At 73.1% G+C, this 24,541-nt stretch carries 24 protein-coding genes; 5 read left to right on the top strand and 19 right to left on the bottom strand.

Annotated features, from left to right (window positions below; all coding sequences use genetic code 11):
* Positions 1-6: 6 nt before the first annotated feature.
* Positions 7-516, bottom strand: coding sequence for a CGNR zinc finger domain-containing protein (locus tag ACF08W_RS06565; protein WP_392278614.1), 510 nt, complete (start codon positions 514-516; stop codon positions 7-9).
* 109 nt (positions 517-625) lie between these two features.
* Between ACF08W_RS06565 and ACF08W_RS06560 the strand changes: the two genes are divergently transcribed.
* Positions 626-988 carry a VOC family protein gene (locus ACF08W_RS06560; protein WP_352277008.1) on the top strand — a complete coding sequence of 121 codons (363 nt, stop codon included), beginning with the start codon at positions 626-628 and terminating at the stop codon, positions 986-988.
* A 40-nt stretch (positions 989-1,028) separates the two neighbouring features.
* On the opposite strand, the gene ACF08W_RS06555 is transcribed toward ACF08W_RS06560, so the two are convergent.
* From ACF08W_RS06555 to ACF08W_RS06545, 3 genes are read right to left on the bottom strand one after another with little or no spacing between them, the layout of a single operon-like run.
* Positions 1,029-2,216 (bottom strand): dipeptidase, encoded by a 1,188-nt coding sequence (locus ACF08W_RS06555; RefSeq protein WP_385206531.1) that lies wholly within the window; start codon positions 2,214-2,216, stop codon positions 1,029-1,031.
* Between the two features lie 22 nt (positions 2,217-2,238).
* Entirely contained in the window at positions 2,239-2,769 is a 531-nt protein-coding gene (gene purE / locus ACF08W_RS06550) for a 5-(carboxyamino)imidazole ribonucleotide mutase (RefSeq protein WP_352277006.1), read from the bottom strand.
* Positions 2,766-3,905 carry a 5-(carboxyamino)imidazole ribonucleotide synthase gene (locus tag ACF08W_RS06545; protein ID WP_392278613.1) on the bottom strand — a complete coding sequence of 380 codons (1,140 nt, stop codon included), beginning with the start codon at positions 3,903-3,905 and terminating at the stop codon, positions 2,766-2,768. Before ACF08W_RS06545 ends, purE begins: the two co-directional genes overlap by 4 nt.
* Before the next feature lie 140 nt (positions 3,906-4,045).
* Between ACF08W_RS06545 and ACF08W_RS06540 the strand changes: the two genes are divergently transcribed.
* Positions 4,046-4,534, top strand: a complete 489-nt coding sequence (locus ACF08W_RS06540; protein WP_385206537.1) for a GtrA family protein — start codon at positions 4,046-4,048, stop codon at positions 4,532-4,534.
* A 19-nt stretch (positions 4,535-4,553) separates the two neighbouring features.
* Here the strand turns inward: ACF08W_RS06540 and ACF08W_RS06535 are convergent, their stop codons facing one another.
* On the bottom strand, positions 4,554-5,819 hold the full coding sequence (locus ACF08W_RS06535; RefSeq protein WP_352277001.1) for an ATP-binding protein: 1,266 nt from the start codon (positions 5,817-5,819) through the stop codon (positions 4,554-4,556).
* Positions 5,820-5,882: 63 nt separating this feature from the next.
* A complete protein-coding gene (locus ACF08W_RS06530) occupies positions 5,883-6,560 on the bottom strand; it encodes a response regulator transcription factor (RefSeq protein WP_352277000.1) in 678 nt (225 codons plus the stop codon).
* Between the two features lie 496 nt (positions 6,561-7,056).
* On the opposite strand from ACF08W_RS06530, the gene ACF08W_RS06525 reads away from it, so the two are divergent.
* The gene (locus ACF08W_RS06525) at positions 7,057-8,547 is read left to right on the top strand and encodes a peptide MFS transporter (protein ID WP_385206540.1); all 1,491 of its coding nucleotides are present in this window, start codon (positions 7,057-7,059) and stop codon (positions 8,545-8,547) included.
* Between the two features lie 112 nt (positions 8,548-8,659).
* On the opposite strand, the gene ACF08W_RS06520 is transcribed toward ACF08W_RS06525, so the two are convergent.
* From ACF08W_RS06520 to ACF08W_RS06495, 6 genes are all read right to left on the bottom strand, one after another.
* On the bottom strand, positions 8,660-10,009 hold the full coding sequence (locus ACF08W_RS06520; RefSeq protein WP_392278655.1) for a hypothetical protein: 1,350 nt from the start codon (positions 10,007-10,009) through the stop codon (positions 8,660-8,662).
* Between the two features lie 44 nt (positions 10,010-10,053).
* A complete protein-coding gene (locus tag ACF08W_RS06515; RefSeq protein WP_392278612.1) occupies positions 10,054-11,226 on the bottom strand; it encodes a hypothetical protein in 1,173 nt (390 codons plus the stop codon).
* The gene (locus ACF08W_RS06510) at positions 11,223-12,203 is read right to left on the bottom strand and encodes a hypothetical protein (RefSeq protein ID WP_392278611.1); all 981 of its coding nucleotides are present in this window, start codon (positions 12,201-12,203) and stop codon (positions 11,223-11,225) included. Before ACF08W_RS06510 ends, ACF08W_RS06515 begins: the two co-directional genes overlap by 4 nt.
* 46 nt (positions 12,204-12,249) lie before the next feature.
* On the bottom strand, positions 12,250-12,927 hold the full coding sequence (locus tag ACF08W_RS06505; protein WP_352276996.1) for a peptidase: 678 nt from the start codon (positions 12,925-12,927) through the stop codon (positions 12,250-12,252).
* Between the two features lie 174 nt (positions 12,928-13,101).
* Entirely contained in the window at positions 13,102-13,611 is a 510-nt protein-coding gene (locus ACF08W_RS06500; RefSeq protein WP_392278610.1) for an ATP-binding protein, read from the bottom strand.
* A 304-nt stretch (positions 13,612-13,915) separates the two neighbouring features.
* A complete protein-coding gene (locus tag ACF08W_RS06495) occupies positions 13,916-14,284 on the bottom strand; it encodes an STAS domain-containing protein (RefSeq protein ID WP_385206548.1) in 369 nt (122 codons plus the stop codon).
* A gap of 306 nt (positions 14,285-14,590) precedes the next feature.
* On the opposite strand from ACF08W_RS06495, the gene ACF08W_RS06490 reads away from it, so the two are divergent.
* The gene (locus tag ACF08W_RS06490) at positions 14,591-15,520 is read left to right on the top strand and encodes an RNA polymerase sigma factor SigF (protein WP_352276991.1); all 930 of its coding nucleotides are present in this window, start codon (positions 14,591-14,593) and stop codon (positions 15,518-15,520) included.
* Positions 15,521-15,630: 110 nt separating this feature from the next.
* Here ACF08W_RS06490 and hutI read toward each other — a convergent pair whose 3' ends face one another.
* The 4 genes from hutI to hutU form a co-directional block, all read right to left on the bottom strand.
* Positions 15,631-16,803 (bottom strand): imidazolonepropionase, encoded by a 1,173-nt coding sequence (hutI, locus tag ACF08W_RS06485; RefSeq protein WP_392278609.1) that lies wholly within the window; start codon positions 16,801-16,803, stop codon positions 15,631-15,633.
* Positions 16,804-16,835: 32 nt separating this feature from the next.
* Positions 16,836-18,245, bottom strand: a complete 1,410-nt coding sequence (locus ACF08W_RS06480) for a formimidoylglutamate deiminase (RefSeq protein ID WP_385206553.1) — start codon at positions 18,243-18,245, stop codon at positions 16,836-16,838.
* Positions 18,236-19,450, bottom strand: coding sequence for an allantoate amidohydrolase (locus ACF08W_RS06475; RefSeq protein WP_392278654.1), 1,215 nt, complete (start codon positions 19,448-19,450; stop codon positions 18,236-18,238). Before ACF08W_RS06475 ends, ACF08W_RS06480 begins: the two co-directional genes overlap by 10 nt.
* Positions 19,451-19,551: 101 nt before the next feature.
* Positions 19,552-21,213, bottom strand: coding sequence for a urocanate hydratase (gene hutU / locus ACF08W_RS06470; RefSeq protein WP_392278608.1), 1,662 nt, complete (start codon positions 21,211-21,213; stop codon positions 19,552-19,554).
* A gap of 324 nt (positions 21,214-21,537) precedes the next feature.
* On the opposite strand from hutU, the gene ACF08W_RS06465 reads away from it, so the two are divergent.
* Positions 21,538-22,074, top strand: coding sequence for a roadblock/LC7 domain-containing protein (locus ACF08W_RS06465; protein WP_385206559.1), 537 nt, complete (start codon positions 21,538-21,540; stop codon positions 22,072-22,074).
* A gap of 9 nt (positions 22,075-22,083) precedes the next feature.
* Here ACF08W_RS06465 and ACF08W_RS06460 read toward each other — a convergent pair whose 3' ends face one another.
* The 3 genes from ACF08W_RS06460 to ACF08W_RS06450 all read right to left on the bottom strand — a co-directional run bounded on the left by ACF08W_RS06460 (position 22,084) and on the right by ACF08W_RS06450 (position 24,300).
* Positions 22,084-22,650, bottom strand: coding sequence for a hypothetical protein (locus ACF08W_RS06460; protein WP_392278607.1), 567 nt, complete (start codon positions 22,648-22,650; stop codon positions 22,084-22,086).
* 110 nt (positions 22,651-22,760) lie between these two features.
* Positions 22,761-23,366 carry a hypothetical protein gene (locus ACF08W_RS06455; RefSeq protein ID WP_385206564.1) on the bottom strand — a complete coding sequence of 202 codons (606 nt, stop codon included), beginning with the start codon at positions 23,364-23,366 and terminating at the stop codon, positions 22,761-22,763.
* Positions 23,367-23,454: 88 nt separating this feature from the next.
* The gene (locus ACF08W_RS06450; protein WP_352276982.1) at positions 23,455-24,300 is read right to left on the bottom strand and encodes a MurR/RpiR family transcriptional regulator; all 846 of its coding nucleotides are present in this window, start codon (positions 24,298-24,300) and stop codon (positions 23,455-23,457) included.
* Positions 24,301-24,541 lie beyond the last annotated feature (241 nt).

Raw genomic sequence — 24,541 nt, 5'->3', positions numbered from 1 at the left:
TTTCGCTCAGCCGCGCTTCGCGCGGTAGGTGCGCATCTTGGCGCGGGCGCCGCACACCGCCATCGAGCACCAGCGGCGGCGCCCCGCCGGACTGCGGTCGTAGTACGCCCACCGGCAGTCGTCGGCCTCGCACGCCTTGAGCCGGGCCCAGGTGCCGTCGGCCGCCGCGGCGGCGATGGCCGAGGCGACCCGGGCGGTCAGCCCGGCCGGTTCGGTGACGGGGCGCAGCGCGGCGACGCCGGCCGCGTCCACGGTGACCCGTAGCGGCGCCTCGGCGAGCAGCCGGTCCAGCGGGGAACCGGCGTCCTGCGGCGGGCGGTGGCCCGCGTGGGCCAGGCAGGCGGTACGGAGCGCCTCGCGCAGGGCGCGGGCGTCCGGGACCTCGGCCTCGGTGAGGCCGAAGGCGGCGCGGCCGTCCGCCGTGTCGAGCGTGTCCGCGCCCGTCTCGACGTCCAGGGTGTTGACCAGGGACTCGATCAGCGCGAGCGGGCCGGGCGCGGTGTCCTTCTCACTCATGTTCCTTCTCAATCATGTTGCGACGTTACCTCTGGTGCGGCAGCATGCAGTAACGGTTACCGGTTAAGCCGATGTAGCGGTAACCACGTTTCCGAGGGAGGGCTGTGTCATGGCTGTGGCCGCACTGGGTTCTGTTGTTCTGGACTGTCCGGATCCGATCGCGCTCGCCAGGTTCTACGCGGGGCTGCTGGGCGGGGAGATCGTGCCCGGCGGGGAGGACTGGGTGGAGCTGACCGGGGCCGGCTCCACGGTGATCGCCTTCCAGGCCGCGCCCGGTTTCGTACCGCCGGAGTGGCCGCGCCCGGACGCCTCGCAGCAGTCCCATCTGGACCTGACCGTGGCGGATCTGGACGCGGCGGAGAAGGAGGCGCTGGCGCTGGGTGCGACCGTGCTGGACGCGGCGGACCGGGAGCGGACGTTCCGGGTGTACGCGGACCCGGCGGGGCACCCGTTCTGCCTCTGCGCCGGGTAGGGGACGGGTTCGGGGCGCCCCGGTGGGGCGCCCCGTCCGTTCAGCGGTCGAGCTGCTCGATCGTGGCGTGCGAGGGGCCGCGGCGGGTGCGCAGGTCGCGGGCGACGTCCTCCGCGTCGCGCAGCACCCGTACGGCGTTGCGCCAGGTGAGCTTGGCCAGGTCGTCGGCGGACCAGCCGCGGCGGAGGAGTTCCGCGATCAGGTTCGGGTATCCGGCGACGTCCCCGAGGCCGTCGGGGAGGAAGGCGGTGCCGTCGTAGTCGCCGCCGATGCCGATGTGGTCGATGCCCGCGACCTCGCGCATGTGGTCGAGGTGGTCGGCGATGGTCGCCACGGTGGCCACCGGGCGCGGGTGGGCCGCCTCGAAGGCGGCGTGGATCTCCATGGCCCGTGCGGTGGTGTCGAGGTGGTGCAGCCCGTGGGCGCGGAGGTTCTCGTCGGCGGCCAGCGTCCAGGCGACGGCCGCCGGCAGGACGAACTTCGGGACGAAGGTGGCCATGGCGATGCCCCCGTTGCCGGGGAGCCGGCCGAGGACGTCGTCGGGGATGTTGCGCGGGTGGTCGCAGACGGCGCGCGAGGAGGAGTGCGAGAAGATCACCGGCGCGACGGAGGTGTCCAGCGCGTCGCGCATCGTGGAGGCCGCCACGTGGGAGAGGTCGACCAGCATGCCGGTGCGGTTCATCTCGCGGACGACCTCGTGGCCGAAGGGCGAGAGGCCGCCGACGCCCGGTTCGTCGGTCGCCGAGTCCGCCCACGCGATGTTGTCGTTGTGGGTGAGCGTCATGTAGCGGACGCCCAGCGCGTGCAGGCCGCGCAGGGTGCCCAGCGAGTTGTTGATGGAGTGGCCGCCCTCGGCGCCCATCAGGGAGGCGATGCGGCCCTCGGCGCGGGCCGCCTCCATGTCGTCGGCGGTCAGCGCGCGCCGCAGGTCGGCGGGGTACCGGGCGAGCAGCTCGGTGACGACGTCGACCTGTTCCAGGGTGGCGCTGACGGCCTCGTCGCCCGCCATGTCGGTCCGTACGTAGACCGACCAGAACTGGGCGCCGACGCCGCCGGCGCGTAGCCGGGGGATGTCGGTGTGCAGGTGGGCGGACTGGTCGTCGGCGATGTCGCGGGCGTCGAGGTCGTAGCCGACCTGTTCGCGCAGCGCCCACGGCAGGTCGTTGTGCCCGTCGACGACGGGGTACTCGGCGAGGAGTTCCCTCGCCCGCTCCACGTGCTGCTCCACCGGTTCTCCCCCTCGCTCGCGTCTACTTGCCGAAGCCGAAGGCGTCGGCGCCCTTGACCTTGTTGCGCAGGCGCTTGCCCTTCTCCGTCGCCTGGTCGTTCAGCTCCTGCTGGAACTCCCGCATCCGGGCCAGCAGCTCGCCGTCGTGGGCGGCGAGGATGCGGGCGGCGAGCAGGCCCGCGTTGCGCGCGCCGCCGACCGAGACGGTCGCGACCGGGACGCCGGCGGGCATCTGCACGATGGAGAGCAGGCTGTCCATGCCGTCCAGGTACTTCAGCGGGACCGGCACACCGATGACCGGCAGCGGGGTGACGGAGGCGAGCATGCCCGGCAGGTGGGCGGCGCCGCCCGCGCCCGCGATGATCGCCTTGAGGCCGCGGTCCGCCGCGTGCTCGCCGTACGCGATCATCTCGTGCGGCATGCGGTGGGCGGAGACGACGTCGACCTCGTAGCGGATCTCGAACTCGTCGAGGGCCTTGGCCGCCGCTTCCATGACGGGCCAGTCGGAGTCGGAGCCCATGACGATGCCGACGAGCGGCGCGGGGGAGGTCATTCGGTGATCGTTCCTCGCAGGTAGTCGGCCGCGTGCCGGGCGCGCTCCCGCACGTCCGCCAGGTCGTCGCCGTAGGTGTTGACGTGTCCGACCTTGCGGCCGGGCTTCACGTCCTTTCCGTACATGTGGATCTTGAGCCGCGGGTCGCGGGCCATGCAGTGCAGGTAGCCCTGGTACATGTCCGGGTAGTCGCCGCCGAGGACGTTGCACATGACCGTCCAGGGGGCGCGCGGGCGGGGGTCGCCCAGCGGCAGGTCGAGCACGGCGCGGACGTGGTTGGCGAACTGCGAGGTGACCGCGCCGTCCTGGGTCCAGTGGCCGGAGTTGTGCGGGCGCATGGCCAGCTCGTTGACGAGGATGCGGCCGTCACGGGTCTCGAAGAGCTCCACCGCGAGGTGACCGACGACGCCCAGCTCGGCGGCGATCCGCAGGGCCAGCCGCTGGGCCTCGCCGGCCAGGGTCTCGTCCAGGTCGGGGGCGGGGGCGATGACCGTGTCGCAGACACCGTCGACCTGGATGGACTCGACGACCGGGTAGGCGACGGCCTGGCCGTGCGGCGAGCGGACGATGTTGGCCGCCAGCTCCCGTACGAAGTCGACCTTCTCCTCCGCGAGGACCGCGACCCCGGCCCGGAAGGGCTCGGCCGCGTCGGCCTCGGAGCGGACCACCCAGACGCCCTTGCCGTCGTAGCCGCCGCGGACCGTCTTGAGGATCACGGGGAAGCCGCCGGCCTCCTCGGCGAAGGCGGCCACGTCGGCCGAGTCCTCCACGATGCGGTGGCGGGGGCAGGGCGCGCCGATCTCGGTGAGCTTCGCGCGCATCACCCCCTTGTCCTGGGCGTGCACCAGCGCGTCGGGGCCGGGGCGTACGGGGATGCCGTCCGCCTCCAGGGCCCGCAGGTGCTCGGTGGGCACGTGCTCGTGATCGAAGGTGATCACGTCGCAGCCGCGCGCGAAGGCGCGCAGCGTGTCCAGGTCGCGATAGTCGCCCACGACGACTTCGCTCACCACCTGGGCCGCCGAGTCCTGGGGGGTGTCACTGAGGAGCTTGAACTTGATGCCGAGGGGGATGCCCGCCTCGTGGGTCATACGGGCGAGCTGACCGCCGCCGACCATGCCGACTACCGGAAACGTCACTCCTCCAGGGTATCCGCCGCCTCCGCGGGCTCCGGACGACACCCTCCGTCCCCCTTCCGGACAGGCTCTAGCATGACCGGGTTGACGGAGTCGACGCATGTACACGGCGGGCACACACGACGGACGGGCGAGCGATCACCATGGGCGAGCGGGGCGGACTGCGGGCGCGGCTGGAGCTACTGGCCCGGGAGGTCGCCAAGTTCGGCGTGGTCGGAGGGGTCGGCCTGGTCGTCAACATCGTGGTGTCCAACCTGCTCTGGCGCTACACCCCGATCCCGACGGTGCGGGCCGGTCTGCTGGCCACCTTCGTCGCGATCCTCGGCAACTACATCGGCTTCCGTTACTGGACCTACCGGGACCGCGACAAGAGCGGCCGGACCCGGGAGCTGACGCTGTTCCTGCTGTTCAGCGCGGTGGGAGCGGTCATCGAGACCGGTGTGCTGTACGTGGCGACGTACGGCTTCGGGTGGGACACCCCGGTCCAGAGCAACGTCTTCAAGGTCCTCGGGATCGGGGTGGCGACCCTGTTCCGTTTCTGGTCCTACCGGACGTGGGTCTTCAAGGCCCTGCCCGTCCCCGTGGAGGCTCCCGCCGAGGAGTCCGCGGCGGCGCCCGCCGCGCGCCGGTAGGTCCGGGGCGGGCGGGGGCTCAGCGCACCGGGCGGTCCGGCTCCTGCCGGTTCAGGGCGGTCCGGCTGAGGAAGAGGGCGAAGACCGCGGGCTTCGGCTGGAGCAGTTCGAGGCGGCCGCCGTCCGCCTCGGCGAGGTCCCGGGCCACGGCGAGGCCGATTCCGGTGGAGTTGCGGCCGCTGATCGTCCGCTCGAAGATCCGGGCGCCCAGGTCGGCGGGGACGCCGGGGCCCTCGTCGGTGACCTCGATGACCGCCTGGTTGCCGGTGACCCGGGTGCGCAGGGCGACCGTGCCGCCGCCGTGCATGAGGGAGTTCTCGATCAGCGCGGCCAGCACCTGGGCGACGGCGCCCGGGGTGCCGACGGCCTGGAGTCCCTGCTTGCCGGAGCGGACGATGGCGCGGCCCGCGCTGCGGTAGGCCGGGCGCCACTCCTCGATCTGCTGCTTCACGACCTCGTCGAGGTCGAAGACGACGGCGGAGCCGGTACGGGGGTCGCGGGCGTTGGTGAGCAGCCGCTCGACGACGTCGGTGAGCCGCTCGACCTGGGTGAGGGCGATGTTCGCCTCTTCCTTGACCGTCTCCGGGTCGTCGGTGACGGAGATCTCCTCGATCCGCATGGAGAGCGCGGTGAGCGGGGTGCGGAGCTGGTGCGAGGCGTCGGCGGCGAGGCGGCGCTCGGCGGTCAGCATCCGGGCGATCCGCTCGGCGGAGGCGTCCAGGACGTCGGCGACCCGGTCCAGCTCCGGCACCCCGTACCGCTTGTGGCGCGGGCGGGGGTCGCCCGAGCCGAGCCGTTCGGCGGTCTCGGCCAGGTCGGTCAGCGGCGAGGTGAGCCGGTTGGCCTGGCGTACGGCCAGGAGGACGGCGGAGACGATGGCCAGCAGCGCCACCGCACCGATGATCAGCAGCGTGCGGCCGACCTCACGGGTGACCGCCGAGCTGGACTCCTCGACGGTGACCTTCTCGCCGCGCTCCCCCTCGGCCGTGCTGCTGATCACGTTGCCGGACGGCTGCTTGCCGAGCTCGATGGGGGCCCGGCCGGGGATCTCGACCAGGGCGTAGCGCTTGTGGTCGATCTGCTGGGACAGGAGTGCCGAGGTGACCTTCTCGTCCTCCAGGATCCGGCTCTCGACGACGCTGATCAGCCGCAGCGCCTCGGAGTCGACGCTCTCCTGGGCGCTGTTGCTGATGGTGCGGGTCTCGACGATGACGAGGGAGACGCCGAAGACGCCGATCACCACGAGCACCACGGCGAGCGTGGAGTTGATCAGTCTGCGGCGCATGGTGCTGGGTGCTTCCGTCCTCGACGTTTCCGTCCTCGGTGTTCGCCCCTGGGGTGTCGGGCGTCAGCTCTTCTCGAAGCGGAAGCCGACGCCGCGCACGGTCGCGATGTAGCGGGGGTTGGCGGCGTCGTCGCCGAGCTTCTTGCGGAGCCAGGAGATGTGCATGTCGAGCGTCTTGGTCGACGACCACCAGGTGGTGTCCCAGACCTCGCGCATGAGCTGGTCGCGGGTGACGACCCGGCCGGCGTCGCGGACCAGGACCCGCAGCAGGTCGAACTCCTTGGCGGTGAGCTGGAGTTCCTCCTCGCCCATCCAGGCGCGGTGCGACTCGACGTCGATCCGGACGCCGTGCGTGGCGGGCTGCGGCGCGGGCTCGGCGGCGCCGCGGCGGAGCAGGGCCCGGACGCGGGCGAGCAGCTCGGCGAGGCGGAAGGGCTTGGTGACGTAGTCGTCGGCGCCGGCGTCGAGACCGACGACGGTGTCGACCTCGTCGGCCCGGGCGGTCAGTACCAGGATCGGTACGGCGTGTCCCTCGGCGCGGAGCCTGCGGGCCACTTCCAGTCCGTCCATCCCGGGGAGCCCCAGGTCGAGCACGACCAGGTCGATCCCGCCCTGGAGGCCGGCGTCGAGCGCGGTCGGGCCGTCCTCGCGGACCTCGACCTCGTATCCCTCCCGGCGGAGGGCGCGGGCCAGTGGCTCCGAGATGGATGCGTCGTCCTCGGCGAGCAGTACACGGGTCATGGACTGATGGTAGTCCGCGCGGGGTCGCCGCCGGGAGGTGATCCAGAAGCCCTGCGGGTCTGCGCATCAGGCGGGTCGGCACCTTCGAATGTGCGACCGCGGTTCCCTTTCCACCTGTGATCCATCTCTCAAGTCCTTTCAAATGGGGCTCTGTCGTGCCGTATGGTTGCTTGACGCCTGTTGCACGACTCAAGGACCCTTGGGCAGCTTTTAGCGCCGAGGGTCTCTTTTGTTGACCGGCTGGTACCCACCAGTCGCGACTTTCAGTGAATGACCTGTGGCCGGGCCCGGAACGCGAGGAAGCGTGCCGGGCGTGGATCCCGGCGCGGTCGGTCCTCGTCCCCTTCCGGGCGGCTCCCCCACGGTGCCGGACGGAAAAGGGACGGCTTCCCCTTCCGGGCGTGAGGGGCGGGACCGGCACGCGCCGGTGCCGGCCTCCCCCCACCGGGCGCACCACGCTCACCGGCGTCGCGTCCCGAGCACACAAGGATCGACCATGGCGTCCAGCCTGACGAAGGACCCGGCCAGTACCTCCGGTGCCGAGAAGACCTTCTTCGGCCACCCCCGCGGCCTGGCCACTCTCTTCATGACCGAGATGTGGGAGCGCTTCAGCTTCTACGGCATGAGGGCCCTGCTTCCGCTGTACCTGGTCTCCGGATCCGGCCTGCACATGAACGCGGCCACAGCCACCTCGATCTACTCCATCTACATGGCGATGGTGTACCTGCTCGCCATGCCCGGCGGCTGGTTCGGCGACCGGGTCTGGGGGCCGCGCAGGACGGTCACCGTCTCGGCGTCGATCATCATGCTGGGGCACCTGACCCTCGCGCTGCCCGGCACCGGCACGTTCTTCGCCGGTCTGGCGCTGGTCGCGCTCGGCTCGGGGCTGCTGAAGGCCAACATCTCGACGATGGTCGGCCACCTCTACAAGGGCCCGGACGACCCGCGCCGCGACGGTGGCTTCACCGTCTTCTACATGGGCATCAACCTCGGTGCCTTCGCCGCGCCGCTGGTCATCGGCACCGTCGGCGAGAAGGTGAACTGGCACCTCGGCTTCGCCATAGCCGCGTTCGGGATGGCGCTGGGTCTGGCCCAGTTCCTGATCGGCACCCGCCACCTCAGCCCGCGCAGCAGCGTCGTACCGAAGCCGCTGTCGGACCAGGAGCGCCGCTCCACCCTGCGCAAGGGCCTGATCTGGCTGGCCGTCGCGGTCGTCTTCTACGGCGCGGTCGTCGCCGCCGACCTCTACACGCTGAACTGGGCGCTGGTCCCGATCACCGTCGCCGGTCTGGTGATCCCGGTCATGGTGCTGGCGCGGATCAAGCGCGACCGCGACCTGTCGAAGACCGAGCAGTCGAAGATGTCCGGCTACATCTGGTTCTTCGTCGCGGCCGCCGTGTTCTGGATGATCTACGACCAGGGCGGCTCCACGCTGTCGCTGTTCGGCGAGTCCTCCACCACCAACAGCGTGCTGGGGCTGGACTTCCCGACCTCCTGGTACCAGACGATCAACCCGGTCTTCATCATGGCGCTGGCCCCGGTCGTCGCCTGGATATGGCTGGCGCTGAACCGGCGCGGCAAGGAGCCGAGCACGGTCGTCAAGTTCGGCTCGGGCCTCTTCCTGGTCGGTGTCTCCTTCTTCGTCTTCATGCTGCCGCTGACGATGGCCTCGGACGGCGAGAAGGTCAGCCCGATGTGGCTGGTGTCGATCTACTTCCTGCAGACCGTCGGTGAGCTCTGCCTCTCCCCGGTCGGCCTCTCGGTCACCACGAAGATGGCCCCGGCGAAGTACGGCAGCCAGATGATGGGCGTCTGGTTCCTCGCGGTGACCGCGGGCGACTGCACCACCAGCCTGCTCTCGCTGGCCGGGGTGAACCTGGACAAGACCGGGATCGTGGCCTTCGAGGCGGGGCTCGCGGTGCTCGCCGCGTTCGCGATCTGGATGTACCGCAGGAAGGTCAGCGCCCTCATGGGCGACGTGCGCTGACCCGCGCCCCTCGCGTACGCGGGGCCCGCCGCACCGTCTCGGTTCCGACGGTGCGGCGGGCCCCGCGGTGTTTCCGGAGCACCTGGCCCACGCGGCTACGGGCGCCGGGCCGTCACCGGGTGGCGCGCAGCCTGCGCCACGGGGTGAAGGTGAAGACCGCGCCGCCGAGCAGGATCGCGGTGCCCGCGACCAGGCCGAGGGCGCGCAGGGTGCCGGTGTTCTCGGCCCCGGTGGCCGCCAGCCCGCCGCCGGAGGCCGTGCCGCCCGCCGCGGAACCGGCCGCGCCGGAGGAGCCCGTGGTGGCGGAGCCGGTGGCGCCGCCCTCCTGGGCCGCGGTGTCGAGCGTCAGCGACGTGGGCGCCGAGCCCTTCACCTTGCACGGGATGCTGAGCTTCTGGCCGCCCAGGTTCACGTCGATCGTGAGGGTGCCGGGGCTGAGGGTGGACTTGCCGGACGCGCCGGGCTTGTACGTACCGGTCATGTCGGCCAGGTCGACCGGCTTGCCCAGCTTCAGCGGTTCGGCGTTGGCGGGTCCGGTGACCTTCACCGAGCCCTTGTCGGCGCCGCCGAGGGCGACGTCCATGGACGGCTTGAGCGCGCCGGCGGGCAGGTCGGCCGGGCTGTCCATCACACCCTTGGCCGTCTTGACCGTGAGGGCGTAGCTCCCGCCGCTCTTCTTCGCGTTGATCGTCACCTTGGAGCCGATGTCGGCCGGTCCCGGGGAGGTGCAGGCGAAGTGGACCGCGACCTCCTTGCCCGGGAAGTCGGTCTGGCCACCGCCGCCGCCGGAGGTGGAGCCGCCGGAATCACTGCCTCCGGAGGTGGTGCCTCCCGAGGTGGTGGAGCCCGACGTGGTGCCCCCCGACGCCGTCGTACCGCCGGACGTGGTGGAGCCGGAGGTCGTGCCGCCCGCCGTGGTGGAGCCGGTCGTCGTACCGCCGGCCGTGGAGCCGCCGCCCTCGGTGACCTTGATGGTCGCGCCCGGCTGGACGGTCTCCTTCGGGGTGCACTTGGTGTCGGTGGAGATCGGCTTGGAAACGTTGATGTTGTACGCGTCCGGCGTCAGCGTGATCTCGCCGGCCTTCTCCAGCTTGAGCGAGCCCTTCATGTCGGACAGCACCATGTCGCTGTTCTTCGGGATCGGCGGGTTCTTCCGCTCGCCCTCCAGCTGAAGGGTGCCGGTCGCGGCGCCGCCGACCTTCACGGTGCCGGTCGTTTTGACCGTGTCCTGCTGGAGGTCGATCATGCCGGGGTTCTTGGAAGCGCCCTGGACCGTCTTCCAGACCACCTCCACGGTGTCCCCGACCTTCGCCTCGGCGGGCGCGGTCAGCTGCACCTGGGTGGTGCCCTCCACGGGCGGCAGCCCCGAGATGGGCGGCGGAATGCACTCCGTGGCGTACGAGACGTCGGCGGCCTGGGCCGGACTCGCGACCAGCAGGATGCCCGCGCCGCCGAGCATCATCGCGACCCCGGCCGCGACGGTCCTGCGTTGCGTCCGTTGCGTCCTCACGAATGTCCCTTCGTCGTCGGTCTGTTCTCTGACGGTGCGGAATCGGGTGTGAACCACGGCAGCGCGGCCGTGGTGGTGACCGGGGAGCCGGTGGTCCCGTCGGGCCCGTCGGGTCCGGTGGGTCCGGTGGGTCTGTCGGGGGTGCCTCGACGCCCGGTGCCCCGACCGGCGCGGCGCTTCGAGGCGGGTTTGGAGGCGGGCTTCGGGGCGCGCCGCGCGGGGCGTGCGGAGCGGGGCCGTACCTTGTCGACGACCGCCATGCCGATCCGGAACACGGCGGCCGGCACCACCAGGCACAGCAGCACCCAGAAGAGCGTGACGCCCCAGGGCCGCCCGACCCCCCAGGGCTGCTCGGCCAGCACCTTTCCGCCGTACCGCAACGACACCTGGTAGTCGCCGTGCGCCCCCGCCGTCAGCTCGACCGGGAGTTCGACGTGGGCCTTGCCGCCGGGCCGGACGGTGCCACGCCACTGCCGTTCCTCCCACTGCGGGGCGAAGACGCCGTGCGCGGTGCCGATCTCGAAGACCGGGTCCTCGACCGGCGAGGAGCCCAGGTTGCCCACGGTGAGGACCAGCCGCCGGGCCGGCGGGGCGCCGAACCAGGTGAGGACTCCGCCGTCGCCCGCCAGCCGGGGCGTGGCGAGCACCGCCAGCCGGCCGCCGGTGCCCTCCTTCGGCAGCGGGGCGATCGGATGCCCGGCGACGACGAACGCGGCGTCGGCGGTGGCGGACGCGCCGGTGACGGTCGCGACGTGCACCACGCACGGGCAGGGCACCGGTGGTTCGGCCACCGGGAGCTTCTTCCGGAAGGCGCCCCGGCCGTCGGTGGTGACGGCTTGGCCCTCGGCGTTGGCGCAGGAGTTGGTGCCGCCGATCACGCCCCGGTCGGTCGTGGAGCGGCCGCAGATCAGCATGATGAGCAGGGCCTTGGGGCGCCAGCCGCCGCCCTTCACGGTGATCGTGCCGCCCTTGCCCGCCTGCTGCGTGGAGAGGGAGACGGCGGGGGCGGCGTCGGCGGCGCCCGCCGTGCTCATGCCCCCCGCCACCGGGAGTACGGGCAGGGCGGCCAGCAGTACGGTCAGCAGGGCCATGAGCAGCGCGGGGCACGGGGCCGCGGCCCGGCGGGGGCCGCCGCCGCGGGGTGCTGCCGGTCCGGCCTGTCCAGTCACGATTCCGCTCCCGCCTTCGCCACGTGCCTGCTCCTGGAGTGCTCCCGGCCGACCGGCCGCGATTCCTCGCCGTCCGGCCGCAATTCCTCACCGACCGGCGGCGATTGCTCGCCGTCCGGCCGCCGCCGTTCCCCGCAGTCCGGCCGCCGGCCGCGCGCCCGCCTCCGACGCAGGGCGTACGCGCCCGCGCCCGCGCCGGTCAGGGCCAGCAGCGCGCCGGCGGTCAGCGGCGCCCATGGGACGGAGACCGCCCGGACCGTCGCCTCGTCGTGCGCCCCGCCCGCCGCGCCGACCGCCAGCCGTACGGTCGCCGAGTCGAACGCGGGGCGCTCCCGCCACGGCTCGGTGAGCCGGACCCGCCCGCCGGGCCGTACCCGTACCGGAAGGTCCCGGGCCGGACGCCGGAGCAGCGGCCCGAGCACCCCGTCGGCGCGGACGGCGAGCCTCGGGGCGAGGACCGCGTTGCCCCGGTTGACCAGCGTGTAGTGGATGAGCCGCCCGGACACGGCGACGTCCTCCACGGTGAGCGCGGCCAGCGTCGGCCCGGCGACCCGCAGCCGGACCCGTACGTCCACCGCGCGGCCGCCGCCGCGCACCGCGATCGCGCCCGGGTGGTCGCCGGGCGGAGCCGTCGTCGGCACCGTCACGGTGAACGGCACGTCGGCCCGGGTGCGGGCCGGGACGGTCACCTCGGCGGCGGCCGTCCGCAGCCGCCCCCCGAGCCCCGAACCGCTCAGCCGTACGGTGACCGGCGACCGGCCCGGGTTGGTGACGGAGAGCCGGTCGTGGAGCACGGCCCCGGGCGGGCCCTCCAGATAGACGTACGGTCGGCCGCCCGCGCCGGAGCCGGACACCCCGGGCCGCACCGTCCACGTGTCGGCGGCCGACGCCCCGGTGGCCGGGGCGAGGACGAGCGCGAGGGCGCACAGCGCCACGGCGAGGGCGAGTCGGGTGGCGTGACCTGGCGGCGACGGCATGGGCGGCTCCCTGGGCGTGTCCGGCGGATCGGTGCGGGGCCGTGTCTCAGCGGGCCTCGGCGCCCTGGCCGCGCCGGGTCAGCCAGAGCACTCCGGCCGCACCGGCCAGCAGTACCGTGCCGCCGAGCGTGCCGAGGGCCACCGCCGAGTCGAGCGGACCGGTCTTCGGGAGCTGCCCCCCGCCGTCGCCCGAGGTGCTCTGCGGTGCGCCGCCGGAGGCCGCCGTGACGTCCAACTGAAGTGCGGGGCCGGGGTTGTTGGCCGGGGTGCAGGTCGTCGTCGTACCGATCGCCTTGATGGTGAGGACGCCGGCGGTGAAGTCGACCTTGCCGCTCTTCCTCGGGGTGTACGTACCGGACAGGTCGCTGATCTTGATGGGGGTGTTGGCGGGTATCGCGGCGGAGTTCGACGGGCCGGAGACCTGGACCTGGCCCGAGTCGGCGCCGCCCACCTTGATGACCGCGCTGGGGTTCATGGCGCCCTTGCCCAGTTCGATCGGGCTGGAGGAGACGCCCTTCTGGAAGGACATCGTGAGCCGGTAGCCCCCGCCGCTCTTGACGGCCTTGATGTCGATGGGCGACACGGCCTGCTTGTCGCCGATCGGGGTCTTGCACTTGTAGTCGACGTCCACGACCGTGGCGTGGGCGGCGGGCGCGGCCATCAGCACCACCGTGCCCGCCAGCGCGGACGCCAGCGCGAGAGCTGTTCGCTTCTGGTAGGACACCTGAGTTCCCCTCGTGCCGGAGGTCGTCGCACGCCGGTTTCCACCGACGCGATTTCCTGACGACATATCAGATCGGGCGCTCAAGGTACGCCCGGCACCTTGTGGAGGGAAGACAAAGAGCGCGCCGATCCGGCGCGCTCCTCGAAGTGTGGTGAAAGGCCCTGGACGGGCGCCCTACGCGGGCGCGGGCAGCTCCGCCCAGACGGTCTTGCCGGGCCTGCCGGGCACCCGCAGCACGCCCCAGTCCAGGCAGAGCCGCTGCACGATGAACATGCCGTGGCCGCCGGGGCGTCCGGCGCGGTGCGGCGTACGGGGCGCGGGCTGCCCGGCACCCCCGTCGACGACCTCCACCCGCAGCACCTTCGCCGTGCGGGCGATCCGGATCTCGTCCGGCCCCTCGGCATGCAGGCAGGCGTTGGTGACCAGCTCGGAGACGACCAGCAGGACGTCCTCGGCGGCGGCGCGGGCGTCGGCGCCGGAGGCGGGGAGCCAGCCCCATTCGTGCAGCGCCTGGCGGGCGAAGTCCCGGGCGGCCGGTACGACCCCGGGGACACCGCGCAACGCCAGGGTGTGCCACTGCCGCCCGTCCGGACCGGACGCGGGTGCGGCGGCGCCCTCGTCCGCGTCGGCGTCCTGCGGCTCCCGGCCGAGGTCGCCCGGCGGATGCTGCCGGGTGGTGCTCATCAGCGCTTCACCTCACCGATTCACCTTGTCGCCGCCACAACCGTCCGACGGTTCCGGACGGTTCCAGTTGCGATCACACATGTGGTTACGAATGCGAGTACGGACACGGGTACGAGTACGGATACGGATGCGGAGCGTTCGGGTCGTCCTTGGCCCTGCCGGATGTCTTCTGCCCGGCCGAATCGTGACAACACCCACTTCGTCCGTGCGGATCGCGTGACGCGGGCAACACCCGGGGCGCCCGGGACCGCTCCGCGTGCGCGGCCGCGCGCCCCGGCCCCCGCACGCCGGTCGCGCGCCGCGGTCACGTCTCCAGCGCCGCTTCCAGGGAGTCGTGGACGGTGAAGACCGCCTCGGCGCCGGTGATCTCGAAGACCCGCGCCACCACCGGCAGCATCCCGGCCAGATGGACCCCTCCCCCGGCCGCCTCCGCCTTCAGGCGGGCACCGAGCAGCACGTTCAGCCCGGTGGAGTCGCAGAATTCGAGCCCCGAGCAGTCCACCACCAGGCGTGCCCGGCCCTGCTCGACCGCGCGCTCCAGGGGCTCGCGCAGCAGGTCGGCCGTGTGGTGGTCCAGCTCACCCACGGGCGTGACGACCTCACTGCGCCCTTCGGTCCGGACCCCGACCTGAAGTCGACCCCGATTCGCACTGCCGACCGTCCCGCGGTCCATGCCGCCCCTCTTCGTCGATCGTCACCGCGCGGAATCACCGCGTGCGCGGGCGTGCGGATGACGTGGATGTGCTGCCTCTGACGTTCTTGAAAGATTACGCGGTCCACGCGCGATCTGTGTGCCATGCGATACCGGACGACACCAACAAACCGGGCATAACGTCTCAATTGGCGCTTGTAACTGTCTGTCCGAACCGGGTAAGGGTAGAGAACACCACCCGACACGACCGGCTTCGGAGGCGCCGCTTCACCGCAGGCACACGTATGGGCATCGGCAGCCATATGCCGAGAACGATGGAGGAGACCCATGTCACCCCGGCTCGACGGAACGCGTCCCCACCACGCGACGTCAGCATGTCCTCAGGAACCGGCCCAGGCGGACTCCCCCGCCACGGACGTCCTCGCCGCGGATCCTTCCGCCGCCGGAGCCGGCCTCGAAGGACTTCCCGAGATCCCGCCGTTCGACGAGGTCGATCCGCTGGACGCCAGGGCGTTGTCCAAGACGCTCTTCGCCCGGCTGGAATCCCTCGAAGAGGGCACCCACGAGTACGCGTACGTCCGCAACACGCTCGTCGAACTGAACCTGGCCCTGGTCAGGTTCGCCGCCTCCCGGTTCCGCTCCCGCAGCGAACCGATGGAGGACATCGTCCAGGTCGGCACGATCGGCCTGATCAAGGCGATCGACCGATTCGAACTCAGTCGCGGGGTGGAATTCCCCACCTTCGCGATGCCGACCATCGTCGGCGAGATCAAGCGCTTCTTCCGCGACACCAGTTGGTCCGTGCGCGTTCCGCGCCGGCTCCAGGAACTCCGGCTCGACCTGGCCAAGGCGGGCGACGAGCTCGCCCAGCGACTGGACCGCTCCCCCACCGTGGGCGAGCTCGCCGACCGCCTCGGCATCACGCACGACGAAGTGGTCGAGGGCATGGCCGCGAGCAACGCGTACACCGCGAGCTCGCTGGACGCCAAGCCCGAGGAGGACGATCACGAGGGCACGCTGGCGGACCGGATCGGCTACGAGGACCACGGGCTCGAAGGCATCGAGTACGTGGAGTCCCTGAAGCCGATGATCGCGTGTCTGCCGCAGCGCGAGCGCCGCATCCTCTCCCTCCGGTTCGTCGCCAACATGACGCAGTCGGAGATCGGCGAGGAGCTGGGCATCTCGCAGATGCACGTCTCCCGGCTGCTCTCCCGCACGCTGGTACGGCTCCGCAAGGGGCTGACCCTGGAGGAGTGAACGGGCGCGCACGACACCGAACTGCGCGAGGGCCCGCCCCACGGCGACTGCTGCCGGGGCGGGCCCTCGCGCATGCCCGGGTCACTCCCGGTCCGTGCTGCGGTGTGCGGTCAGACGACGCGTGCGCCGCTCCGCCAGACGGCGTGGACCAGCGGGACGCCCGGCCGGTAGGCCAGGTGGACGTGGCTGGGCGCGTCCAGGAGAACCAGGTCGGCGCGGGCGCCGGGGGCGATGCGGCCGATGTCCGTACGGCGCAGGGCCGCGGCGCCACCCGCGGTGGCGGACCAGAGGGCCTCGTCCGGGGTCATGCCCATGTCCCGTACGGCGAGGGCGATGCAGAAGGGTACGGAGGAGGTGAACGACGAGCCCGGGTTGCAGTCCGTGGAGAGGGCGACGGTGGCCCCCGCGTCGAGCAGGCGGCGGGCGTCCGGCCAGGCGGCGCGGGTGGAGAACTCGGCGCCGGGGAGCAGGGTGGCGACGGTGCCGCCCTGGGCCAGGGCGTCGATGTCGGCGTCGGTGAGATGGGTGCAGTGGTCGGCGGAGGCGGCGCCGAGCTCCACGGCGAGCTGGACGCCGGGGCCGTGGCCGAGCTGGTTGGCGTGGACGCGGGGGTGCAGGCCCCTCGCCATGCCGGCGGTGAGGATCGCGCGGGCCTGGTCTCCGTCGAAGGCGCCCCGCTCGCAGAAGACGTCCACCCAACGGGCGTGCGGGGCGCAGGCGTCGAGCATCTTCCCGGTGACCAGGTCGACGTAGCCGGCCGGGTCGTCGGCGTACTCCGGGGGGACGACGTGGGCGCCGAGGTAGGTGACCTCCTCGGTGTGGCGGGCGGCGATGCGCAGGGCGCGGGCCTCGTCCTCGACGGTGAGCCCGTAGCCGGACTTGGTCTCGAAGGTGGTGGTGCCCTGGCGCAGCGCCTCGGCGAGGTGGTGGGCGAGGTTGGCTTCGAGTTCCCCGTCGGTGGCGGCGCGGGTGGCGGCGACGGTGGTCCGGATGCCGCCCGCGCTGTAGGGGCGGCCGGACATCCGGGCGTTGAACTCCTCGGTGCGGTCGCCCGCGAACACCAGGTGGGAGTGGGAGTCGACGAAGCCGGGGATCATGGCCCGGCCGCCCGCGTCGACGGCGTTGTCGGTGGCGGGTGCTTTGCTGGATTCACCGGTCCAGACGACCCGGTCGCCCTCGATGACGACGGCCGCGTCCCTGATCGGTCCCAGGGGGGAGTCCGCGTCGCGGGAGGGGTCGTTGGTGATCAGGGTGGTGATGTGGGTGATGGCGGTCGTCGTCATCGGGGGGCTGTTCTCCTCGCGGGGGTCCGGCGTCAGCGGTGGAGTGCGGCGATGGCCGAGGCCAGTGCCGCGGGTACGTCCTCGACGAGCGTGTGGTGACCGTCGCGGACGAGGTGACGGCCTGCCACGACCGTGTGCCGTACATCGGCGGCGGAGGCGGCGAATACGGCCGCCTCGGCGGCGAGCCGGGGTGCCGGTCCCGCGGTTCTGACCGAGTCCAGGGCGACGGTCGCCAGGTCGGCGGGGGCCCCGGGTTCGATGACGCCCGCCTCGGGGCGGCCGAGCGCGGCGTGGCCGTCGGCGGTCGCGGCGCGCAGCAGGGCGGCGGCCGTCCAGTGGCCGCGGGCCCGGGTGCGCAGCCGTTCGTTCAGCTCCATCGCGCGCGCCTCCTCGAAGAGGTCGATCACGGCGTGGCTGTCGCTGCCGAGGGAGAGCGGCGATCCGGCCCGCTGGAGGGCGACGGCGGGGCCGGTCCCGTCGGCGAGGTCGCGTTCGGTGGTGGGGCACATGCAGGTGCCCGTCCGGGTGGAGCCGATGAGCGCGATGTCCTCGGGGGTGAGGTGGGTGTTGTGGATGCCGGTGGTGCGCGGGCCGAGGACACCGTGGTCGGCGAGGAGCCGGGCGGGGGTGCGGCCGTGGGCGGCGAGGCATGCCTCGTTCTCGGCGGTCTGCTCGGAGAGGTGGACGTGGAGGGGGGCCTGCCGTTCCTCGGCCCAGGCGGCCACGGTCGCGAGCTGCCCGGCGGGCACCGCGCGTACGGAGTGGACGGCCGCGCCGATCAGGGCGTGGTCGCCGCCCTTGAGGAGGGAGGCGCGTTCGGCCCAGGCCTCGGCGGTGGTGTCGGAGAAGCGGAGCTGGTGCCGGTCGGGTTCGCGGTACCGGGTGGGGCCGTCGCCGAAGCCCGCCGAGAGGTAGGCGGTGTCCAGCAGGGTGATCCGGATGCCCGCCTCGGCCGCCGCCGCGATCAGTGCCTCGCCCATGGCGTTGGGGTTGTCGTAGGGGGTGCCGCCGGGAGCGTGGTGGAGGTAGTGGAACTCGCCGACGGCGGTGATGCCCGCCAGCGCCATCTCCGCGTACACGGCGCGGGCCAGGTCGTAGTAGGAGTCGGGGGTGAGCCGGGAGGCGACCTGGTACATGGTCTCGCGCCAGGTCCAGAAGGTGCCGGAGCCGACCTGGACGGTGGAGCGCAGGGCGCGGTGGAAGGCGTGCGAGTGGGTGTTGGCCAGCCCGGGGAGGGTGAGGCCGTGCAGCGCGGTGGCGCCGGGGGGCGGGGTGGCAACGCCGGTGCGGACGCCCGTGATCACCCCGTCGGAGACGTCCAGGGCGACGCCCGGCTCGACGTGGGTGGAGAGCCAGGCGTGGGAGAGCCAGTACGTGACGGGGGCGGGACGGCCGGTGTCCCGGGCGGGCCGGGTCTGCGCCGGTTGCGTTGTCAGCTGCACGCGAGACCTTCCAGTACGTCGGCGAGTGCGGCGACCCCGGCGGCGCAGTCGTCCTCGGTGGCGTGTTCGGCGGGCGAGTGCGAGATCCCGGTGGGGTTCCGTACGAAGAGCATGGCCGTGGGGACCGATGCGGACAAAATACCCGCGTCGTGCCCGGCGCCGGTGCCCAGGACGGGGACCGGGCGGCCGTCCGCGTCGCCGCCACGCCCCTTGAGGACGCGGCCGATCTCGTCGCGCAGGGCGTGTTCGAACTCGACGACGGGCGTGAAGGACTCGCGCACGACGTCGAGGTCGATGCCGGCCCGCTCGGCGTGGTCCCGGGCGGCGCGCTCGATGCCGGTGACGACGGCGTCCAGCGCGGCCTGGTCGGCGGCGCGGGAGTCGAGCCAGCCGCGTACGAGGGACGGGATGGCGTTGACGCCGTTGGGCTCCACGGCGACCTTGCCGAAGGTGGCGAGGGCCCCGGCGAGCTCCGCCTCGCGGCGGGCGGCCAGCACGGTCTCGGCGTACGTGAGCATCGGGTCGCGCCGGTCGGCGAGGCGGGTGGTGCCCGCGTGGTTGGCCTCGCCGCGGAAGTCGAACCGCCAGCGGCCGTGCGGCCAGATCGCGGAGGCGATGCCGACCGGGTCGCCGGTGAGGTCGAGGGCGCGCCCCTGCTCGACGTGGAGTTCGACGAAGGCGCCGATGCGGGCGAGCCGTTCGGGGTCCGGGCCGATGGTGCCGGGGTCGTGTCCGGCGGCCTCCATGGCCTGCGGGAGGGTGGTGCCGTCGCCGTCGCGGAGCCGGTGGGCCGCTTCCACGGTCAGCTGTCCGGCGGCGAGCCGGGAGCCGACGCAGGCGAGGCCGAAGCGGGCCCCCTCCTCGTCGCCGAAGTTGGCGATGGCCAGCGGCCGGGTGAACTCCGCCCCCCGGCTGCGGAGTTCGTCGAGCGCGGCGAAGGAGGAGACCACGCCGAGCGGGCCGTCGAAGGCGCCGCCGTCCGGTACGGAGTCGAGGTGCGATCCGGTGACGACGACGTCCCCGGCGAGGGGGTCGCCGAGCCAGGCCCACTGGTTGCCGTTCCGGTCCGTCTCGCAGACGAGTCCGCGCGTCTCGGCCTGGGCGCGGAACCAGGCGCGGCAGTCGGTGTCGGCGCCGGTCCAGGCGTAGCGGCGGTAGCCTCCGCTGTCCCGGTTCCGGCCGATCGGTGCCAGCTCCCGCCACATCTCCTGGAACGACGGGGGCGCCCAGGCGCGGGCGGACGGCTCGGGGGACGGCGGCGCGCCGGCCCCGCCCCGCCCGCCCGCACCGGCCCCGGGGGGCCGGCTCACTGGCCGTCCTCCGCCATCGGCACCCGTACGCCCTTGTCGGCGGCGACCGCCTCCGCGCTGTCGTACCCGGCGTCGACGTGCCGGATGACGCCCATGCCCGGGTCGTTGGTGAGCACCCGGCGGATCTTCTCGCCCGCGAGCGGTGTGCCGTCGGCGACGGTGACCTGTCCGGCGTGGATGGAGCGGCCCATGCCGACGCCGCCGCCGTGGTGGAGGGAGACCCAGGAGGCCCCGGAGGCCACGTTGACCATGGCGTTGAGCAGCGGCCAGTCGGCGATCGCGTCGGACCCGTCGAGCATGGCCTCGGTCTCCCGGTACGGGGAGGCCACGGAGCCGCAGTCCAGGTGGTCGCGGCCGATGGCCAGCGGTGCGGCCAGCTCGCCGCCGGCCACCATGTCGTTGAAGCGCTCGCCGGCCCGGTCGCGCTCCCCGTAGCCGAGCCAGCAGATCCGGGCGGGCAGCCCCTGGAAGTGGACCCGCTCGCCGGCCATCCTGATCCAGCGGTGCAGCGACTCGTTCTCCGGGAAGAGGTCGAGGATCGCCCGGTCGGTCTTGTGGATGTCGGACGCCTCGCCGGACAGGGCGGCCCAGCGGAACGGGCCCTTGCCCTCGCAGAACAGCGGCCGGATGTAGGCGGGTACGAAGCCGGGGAAGTCGAAGGCCCTGCCGTATCCGGCGAGTTGGGCCTCGCCGCGGATGGAGTTGCCGTAGTCGAAGACCTCGGCCCCGGCGTCCACGAAGCCGACCATCGCCTCGACGTGCCGGGCCATCGACTCCCGGGCGCGGGTGGTGAAACCGGCCGGGTCCTTGGCGGCGTACGCCGCCATGTCGTCGAAGTCGACGCCGAGCGGGAGGTAGGACAGCGGGTCGTGCGCGCTGGTCTGGTCGGTGACGATGTCGATCGGGGCGCCCTCGGCGAGCATCCGGGGCAGCAGTTCCGCCGCGTTGCCGAGCAGGCCGATGGAGAGCGGGCGGCGGGCGTCCCGGGCCTCGGTGGCGAGCTGGAGCGCGTGCTCCAGGGAGTCGGCGCGCACATCGAGGTAGCGGTGCTCGATCCGGCGCTCGATGGCGCGCGGGTCGCAGTCGACGCAGATCGCGACGCCGTCGTTCATGGTCACGGCGAGCGGCTGCGCGCCGCCCATGCCGCCGAGCCCGGCGGTCAGGGTGATGGTGCCGGCCAGCGTCCCGCCGAACTTCTTCGCGGCGACGGCGGAGAAGGTCTCGTACGTGCCCTGGAGGATGCCCTGGGTGCCGATGTAGATCCACGAACCGGCGGTCATCTGGCCGTACATGGTGAGCCCGAGCGCCTCCAGGCGGCGGAACTCCTCCCAGTTGGCCCAGTCGCCGACCAGGTTGGAGTTGGCGATCAGGACGCGCGGCGCCCACTCGTGGGTCTGCATGACGCCGACCGGGCGGCCGGACTGGACGAGCATCGTCTCGTCCTGCTTGAGCGTCCGCAGCGTGCGCACCATCGCGTCGAAGGAGCGCCAGTCGCGGGCCGCCTTGCCGGTGCCGCCGTAGACGACGAGCTTGTCGGGGTGCTCGGCGACCTCGGGGTCCAGGTTGTTCTGGAGCATGCGCAGGGCGGCCTCCTGCTGCCACCCCAGGGCACTCAGTTCCGTACCGCGCGGTGCCCGTACGGGGCGGGGTCCTGACATGGGGATGCCTCCTCGCGACTGTAATCTCTCCATTCACATCCTGGGGTCATGAATAGTTGTAGTCAACAGTCGCGCACCGTCGCACGGAGTCTGTGTCCCCGTCCGCCCCGCGCACGGGGTCGCCCCCTCGGCTCCGGCGCGCGCCCTCGGCGCACACCTGTGCCCCGGTGCATGTGCCGGTGGAATTTGCCCGAATCCTCTTCCGAGGGGTGCACGATGCGTAGCCTCGTGGTCACACCGAACCCCCGGTACCGGGAAGGGCTTTGCCCGTCGCCCGTCCTCGGGCATCCTCCCGGACCGGTTCGTACCCCATGGGAGGCTTCTGTGATCCGAGCACTCAGGCTGCGCGCCGGGGCGAAGCAGCCGCCGACACCCGAGTCCGGGCCGGACGACGTGCTGGCCGAACTCCGCAGATTACGTGCCGGGTTACCGCTCGTGTCCGGTTCCCTGGTCGCCGGTACCGACGGTCTCGTACTGGCCCACGACGCCCCCGAGATAGAGCCCGAGACGGTTGCCGCGCTGACCGCGAGCGCCCTCGGTGTCGCGGTCCGGATGACGGAAGCGGCCGACCGGGGCGGTTTCGGCGAGTTCCTGGTGCGCGGCGAGTCCGGCTGTCTGGCCGCGTACACCGCGGGGGAATCGGCCGTGCTCACCCTGTTCGCCGAGGACCGGATCGACATCGACCGCCTCCGCGCCGAGGGCCGCCGGGCGGCCGCCCGGATCGGCGCGTTGATCGACGCCCCCGAGCGCCGCGCCGCCCCTCCGGCGCCCTCCGGATGCCCGGCCCCCGCCGCACCGTCCGCGCCCTCGCCCCGGCAGCTGCCCCCACAGCCGCCCCGGCCGTACCCGTCCCGGCCGTAGGGCGCGGGATCAGCGGGTGCGCCGCGCCCCGCCGGGCGCGGCGTCGCCCGCCATCGGCCCGGTCGTCCGGTAGCCCGCGACCCGCTTGCCCGCGGGCCGCCCGCGCCCCGCCCCGTCGGCGGGCACCCAGTACAGGACGTCGTCCGCGTGCTCGCGCCGCCCGATCCGTACGGCCTTGAGCCAGAGTCCGGCGCCCGCCCCGGCCAGCGTCATCCCGCCCGCCCCGGGCAGCAGGAACGCGCTCGCCACCGCCAGGACGAACGCCGCGAGCAGCCACCACCGGTGGCCGCGCCGCCAGGCCCGTACGGTCACGGCGCGGTCCTGGAGGAAGTCGGAGCGCCCGGCGCGGGTGGCTCCGGCGGCCAGTGCCGCGTACCGCCGCCCCCGTACGAGCGCCACGACGACGGCGGTGACCAGGAACAGCGCGACCCCGGCCAGCAGCCCGATCCGGCGGCCGGTGAAACCGGGCACCAGCGCGCCGATCCCCGTGGCGAGCAGCCCGAGCCACCACAGCGGGGCGGCTCCGGCCCGTACGATCACGGCCACCCTCGCCAACGACTGCGCCCCGCGCCCCATGTCCGTACCCCTTTCTCCTCGGCCGCCCGGCTCCTCGCGGGCGGCTCGGGGCGGAGGGTAGTGGGCGCGGATGAGGGGCGTCTGAGAAACGGGGAGGAGCCGTGCGACGGTCAGAGCATGAGCCCGACCAGGCCGTTTCCCCCGTTCAGACAGCCGAAGCGGCCCGGGCAGCAGCACTCCCACCCCTCGTGCCCGGCCCCGCTGAGGACGAGGTCGCGCCACGGTTCCCCGGCCGGGACGTGCTCCCCGCCCAGCCGGAGCGAGAGCCCCGGCACCGCCACCCACCCCCGCGCCCCGGGCGGCCGGGCCGGTTCCGGGAGTACGGCGAGGACCTCCTCGGAGGGGTGCCCGAACAGGTCGATGCCGTCCCACACCGCCCCCGCGTCCGGCGCACCGGGCGCGGAGACCGTGATCCTGATCCCCGCGAGCCGATCCGGCGCGCCCGGTCCCCCGCCGTCCAGGGTCACCTGCAACCCGCCGAAGACGGCGACCACGGTCCAGTCCGGCTGGTGGAGGTAGCCGGAGAGCCAGGCGTCATGGGCGTGGCGCCGTTCGGCGTACTCCGGGAGCGTCAACGAGCCACACCGCAATCCCCGGTACGTCCGCGGCGCGGCCGCCTCCAGCAGGGCCGCGGCCTCCTCGGGCCCCGTCCCGAACCGGAGCGTCCCGGCTCCGCCCGGCAGTCCCACGCCGGTCCCCGGCAGCAGTTCGAGCATGGCCCGATTCTCCGGGACCGGGCACGGGACCGGGCACGGGCCCGGCGCGCCGGGGCGTCTGCCGGGGCCGTCGCGACCGCGGCCGGTCTCACTCGACGAACAGGCCCCGGGCCGCCGCCCCCGCGTCGAACTCCTCCAGCCGGGCCTGTGCGCCGGGCAGCGCGTCGCACATCGACTCCAGCAAGACCCGCCCGAGCAGCATGGGGGCGCACGCGGTGTCGAAGGCGAGCCCGGTACCGACGCCGGCCGGGATCAGCAGGTCGCTGTGGCGGGCGACGGGCGCGAAGGCGGAATCCGCGACCGACACGACGGTCAGCCCCTGCTCCCGGGCGTACGCGAGGGCGTCCACCACCTCCTTCGGGTGGCGGGGCAGCGCGAAGCAGATCAGCGCGGTGGCCCCGGCGCGGCGGGCCGCGTCGATCCGGTCCTGGAGCATGCTGCCGCCCTCGTCGAGCACCCGGACGTCGGGGTGGACCTTGGCCGCGAAGTACCCGAAGCCGCGCGCCTGCGAGGAGGCGGCCCGCAGCCCGAGGACCGGCAGCGGGCGCGAGGCCGCCAGCACCCTGCCCGCGTGCTCGACGGGCCCGGGGTCGGCGAGCAGCTCGGCCAGGTGGCGGAGGTTCTCGATCTCGCCGAGCACCGCCTGCTGGTACTCGTTGGGCGCGTCGTCCCCGTCGCCCGGCGCGGCCCCGGCGGGGGCGATCTCCCGCAGGTGCTTGCGGAGCGCCGGATAGCCGTCGAAGCCGAGCGCCACGGCGAACCGGGTCACGGACGGCTGGCTGACCCCGGCGAGCTCGGCCAGCTCCACGCTCGACAGGAACGGCACGTCCCCCGCCCTGCGCACCATCGAGTGCGCGATACGGCGCTGGGTGGGGGTGAGCCGGTGCCCCTCGAAGAGCCGCTGCAACCGCGCGGCCGGGCCGCTCCCGCTCATGCTGTCCCCTCGGTCGGTCCGTGGGCCCGTCGGCCCGTGAACCCGTCGATAACCTGTCGATCCCCGGACCCCGCCGGTCCGCGAGCCCGTCGAAGACCTGTCGGTCCTTCGATGCGGCGCGCCCCGGTCCGGACGGTCCGGCGCCGGCGCATCCCTGCGGGCCGGCACATCCATTCAGTCAGGATGGCAGCTGCATGTCCATATGCAGCCGGAGCACCGGACCACTGGTAACCAGGGGCCG

Origin of the sequence: Streptomyces sp. NPDC015144 (assembly GCF_043079735.1) — a bacterium.
Lineage (GTDB): Bacteria > Actinomycetota > Actinomycetes > Streptomycetales > Streptomycetaceae > Streptomyces.
Note: the sequence above shows the minus strand (reverse complement) of the source record. Positions and strands in the feature narration are given on the sequence as shown.

Bases quoted from the DNA above. Each gene is read 5' to 3' on its own strand.
- ACF08W_RS06455 (WP_385206564.1), bottom strand. From the start codon at position 23,366: ATGCTCGAACTGCTGCCGGGGACCGGCGTGGGACTGCCGGGCGGAGCC.
- purE (WP_352277006.1), bottom strand. From the start codon at position 2,769: ATGACCTCCCCCGCGCCGCTCGTCGGCATCGTCATGGGCTCCGACTCC.
- hutU (WP_392278608.1), bottom strand. From the start codon at position 21,213: ATGTCAGGACCCCGCCCCGTACGGGCACCGCGCGGTACGGAACTGAGT.
- ACF08W_RS06540 (WP_385206537.1), top strand. From the start codon at position 4,046: ATGGGCGAGCGGGGCGGACTGCGGGCGCGGCTGGAGCTACTGGCCCGG.
- ACF08W_RS06510 (WP_392278611.1), bottom strand. From the start codon at position 12,203: ATGCCGTCGCCGCCAGGTCACGCCACCCGACTCGCCCTCGCCGTGGCG.
- ACF08W_RS06535 (WP_352277001.1), bottom strand. From the start codon at position 5,819: ATGCGCCGCAGACTGATCAACTCCACGCTCGCCGTGGTGCTCGTGGTG.
- ACF08W_RS06530 (WP_352277000.1), bottom strand. From the start codon at position 6,560: ATGACCCGTGTACTGCTCGCCGAGGACGACGCATCCATCTCGGAGCCA.
- ACF08W_RS06520 (WP_392278655.1), bottom strand. From the start codon at position 10,009: ATGATGCTCGGCGGCGCGGGCATCCTGCTGGTCGCGAGTCCGGCCCAG.
- ACF08W_RS06560 (WP_352277008.1), top strand. From the start codon at position 626: ATGGCTGTGGCCGCACTGGGTTCTGTTGTTCTGGACTGTCCGGATCCG.
- ACF08W_RS06460 (WP_392278607.1), bottom strand. From the start codon at position 22,650: ATGGGGCGCGGGGCGCAGTCGTTGGCGAGGGTGGCCGTGATCGTACGG.
- ACF08W_RS06490 (WP_352276991.1), top strand. From the start codon at position 14,591: ATGTCACCCCGGCTCGACGGAACGCGTCCCCACCACGCGACGTCAGCA.
- ACF08W_RS06565 (WP_392278614.1), bottom strand. From the start codon at position 516: ATGAGTGAGAAGGACACCGCGCCCGGCCCGCTCGCGCTGATCGAGTCC.
- hutI (WP_392278609.1), bottom strand. From the start codon at position 16,803: ATGACGACGACCGCCATCACCCACATCACCACCCTGATCACCAACGAC.
- ACF08W_RS06475 (WP_392278654.1), bottom strand. From the start codon at position 19,450: ATGTGGCGGGAGCTGGCACCGATCGGCCGGAACCGGGACAGCGGAGGC.
- ACF08W_RS06495 (WP_385206548.1), bottom strand. From the start codon at position 14,284: ATGGACCGCGGGACGGTCGGCAGTGCGAATCGGGGTCGACTTCAGGTC.
- ACF08W_RS06450 (WP_352276982.1), bottom strand. From the start codon at position 24,300: ATGAGCGGGAGCGGCCCGGCCGCGCGGTTGCAGCGGCTCTTCGAGGGG.
- ACF08W_RS06500 (WP_392278610.1), bottom strand. From the start codon at position 13,611: ATGAGCACCACCCGGCAGCATCCGCCGGGCGACCTCGGCCGGGAGCCG.
- ACF08W_RS06525 (WP_385206540.1), top strand. From the start codon at position 7,057: ATGGCGTCCAGCCTGACGAAGGACCCGGCCAGTACCTCCGGTGCCGAG.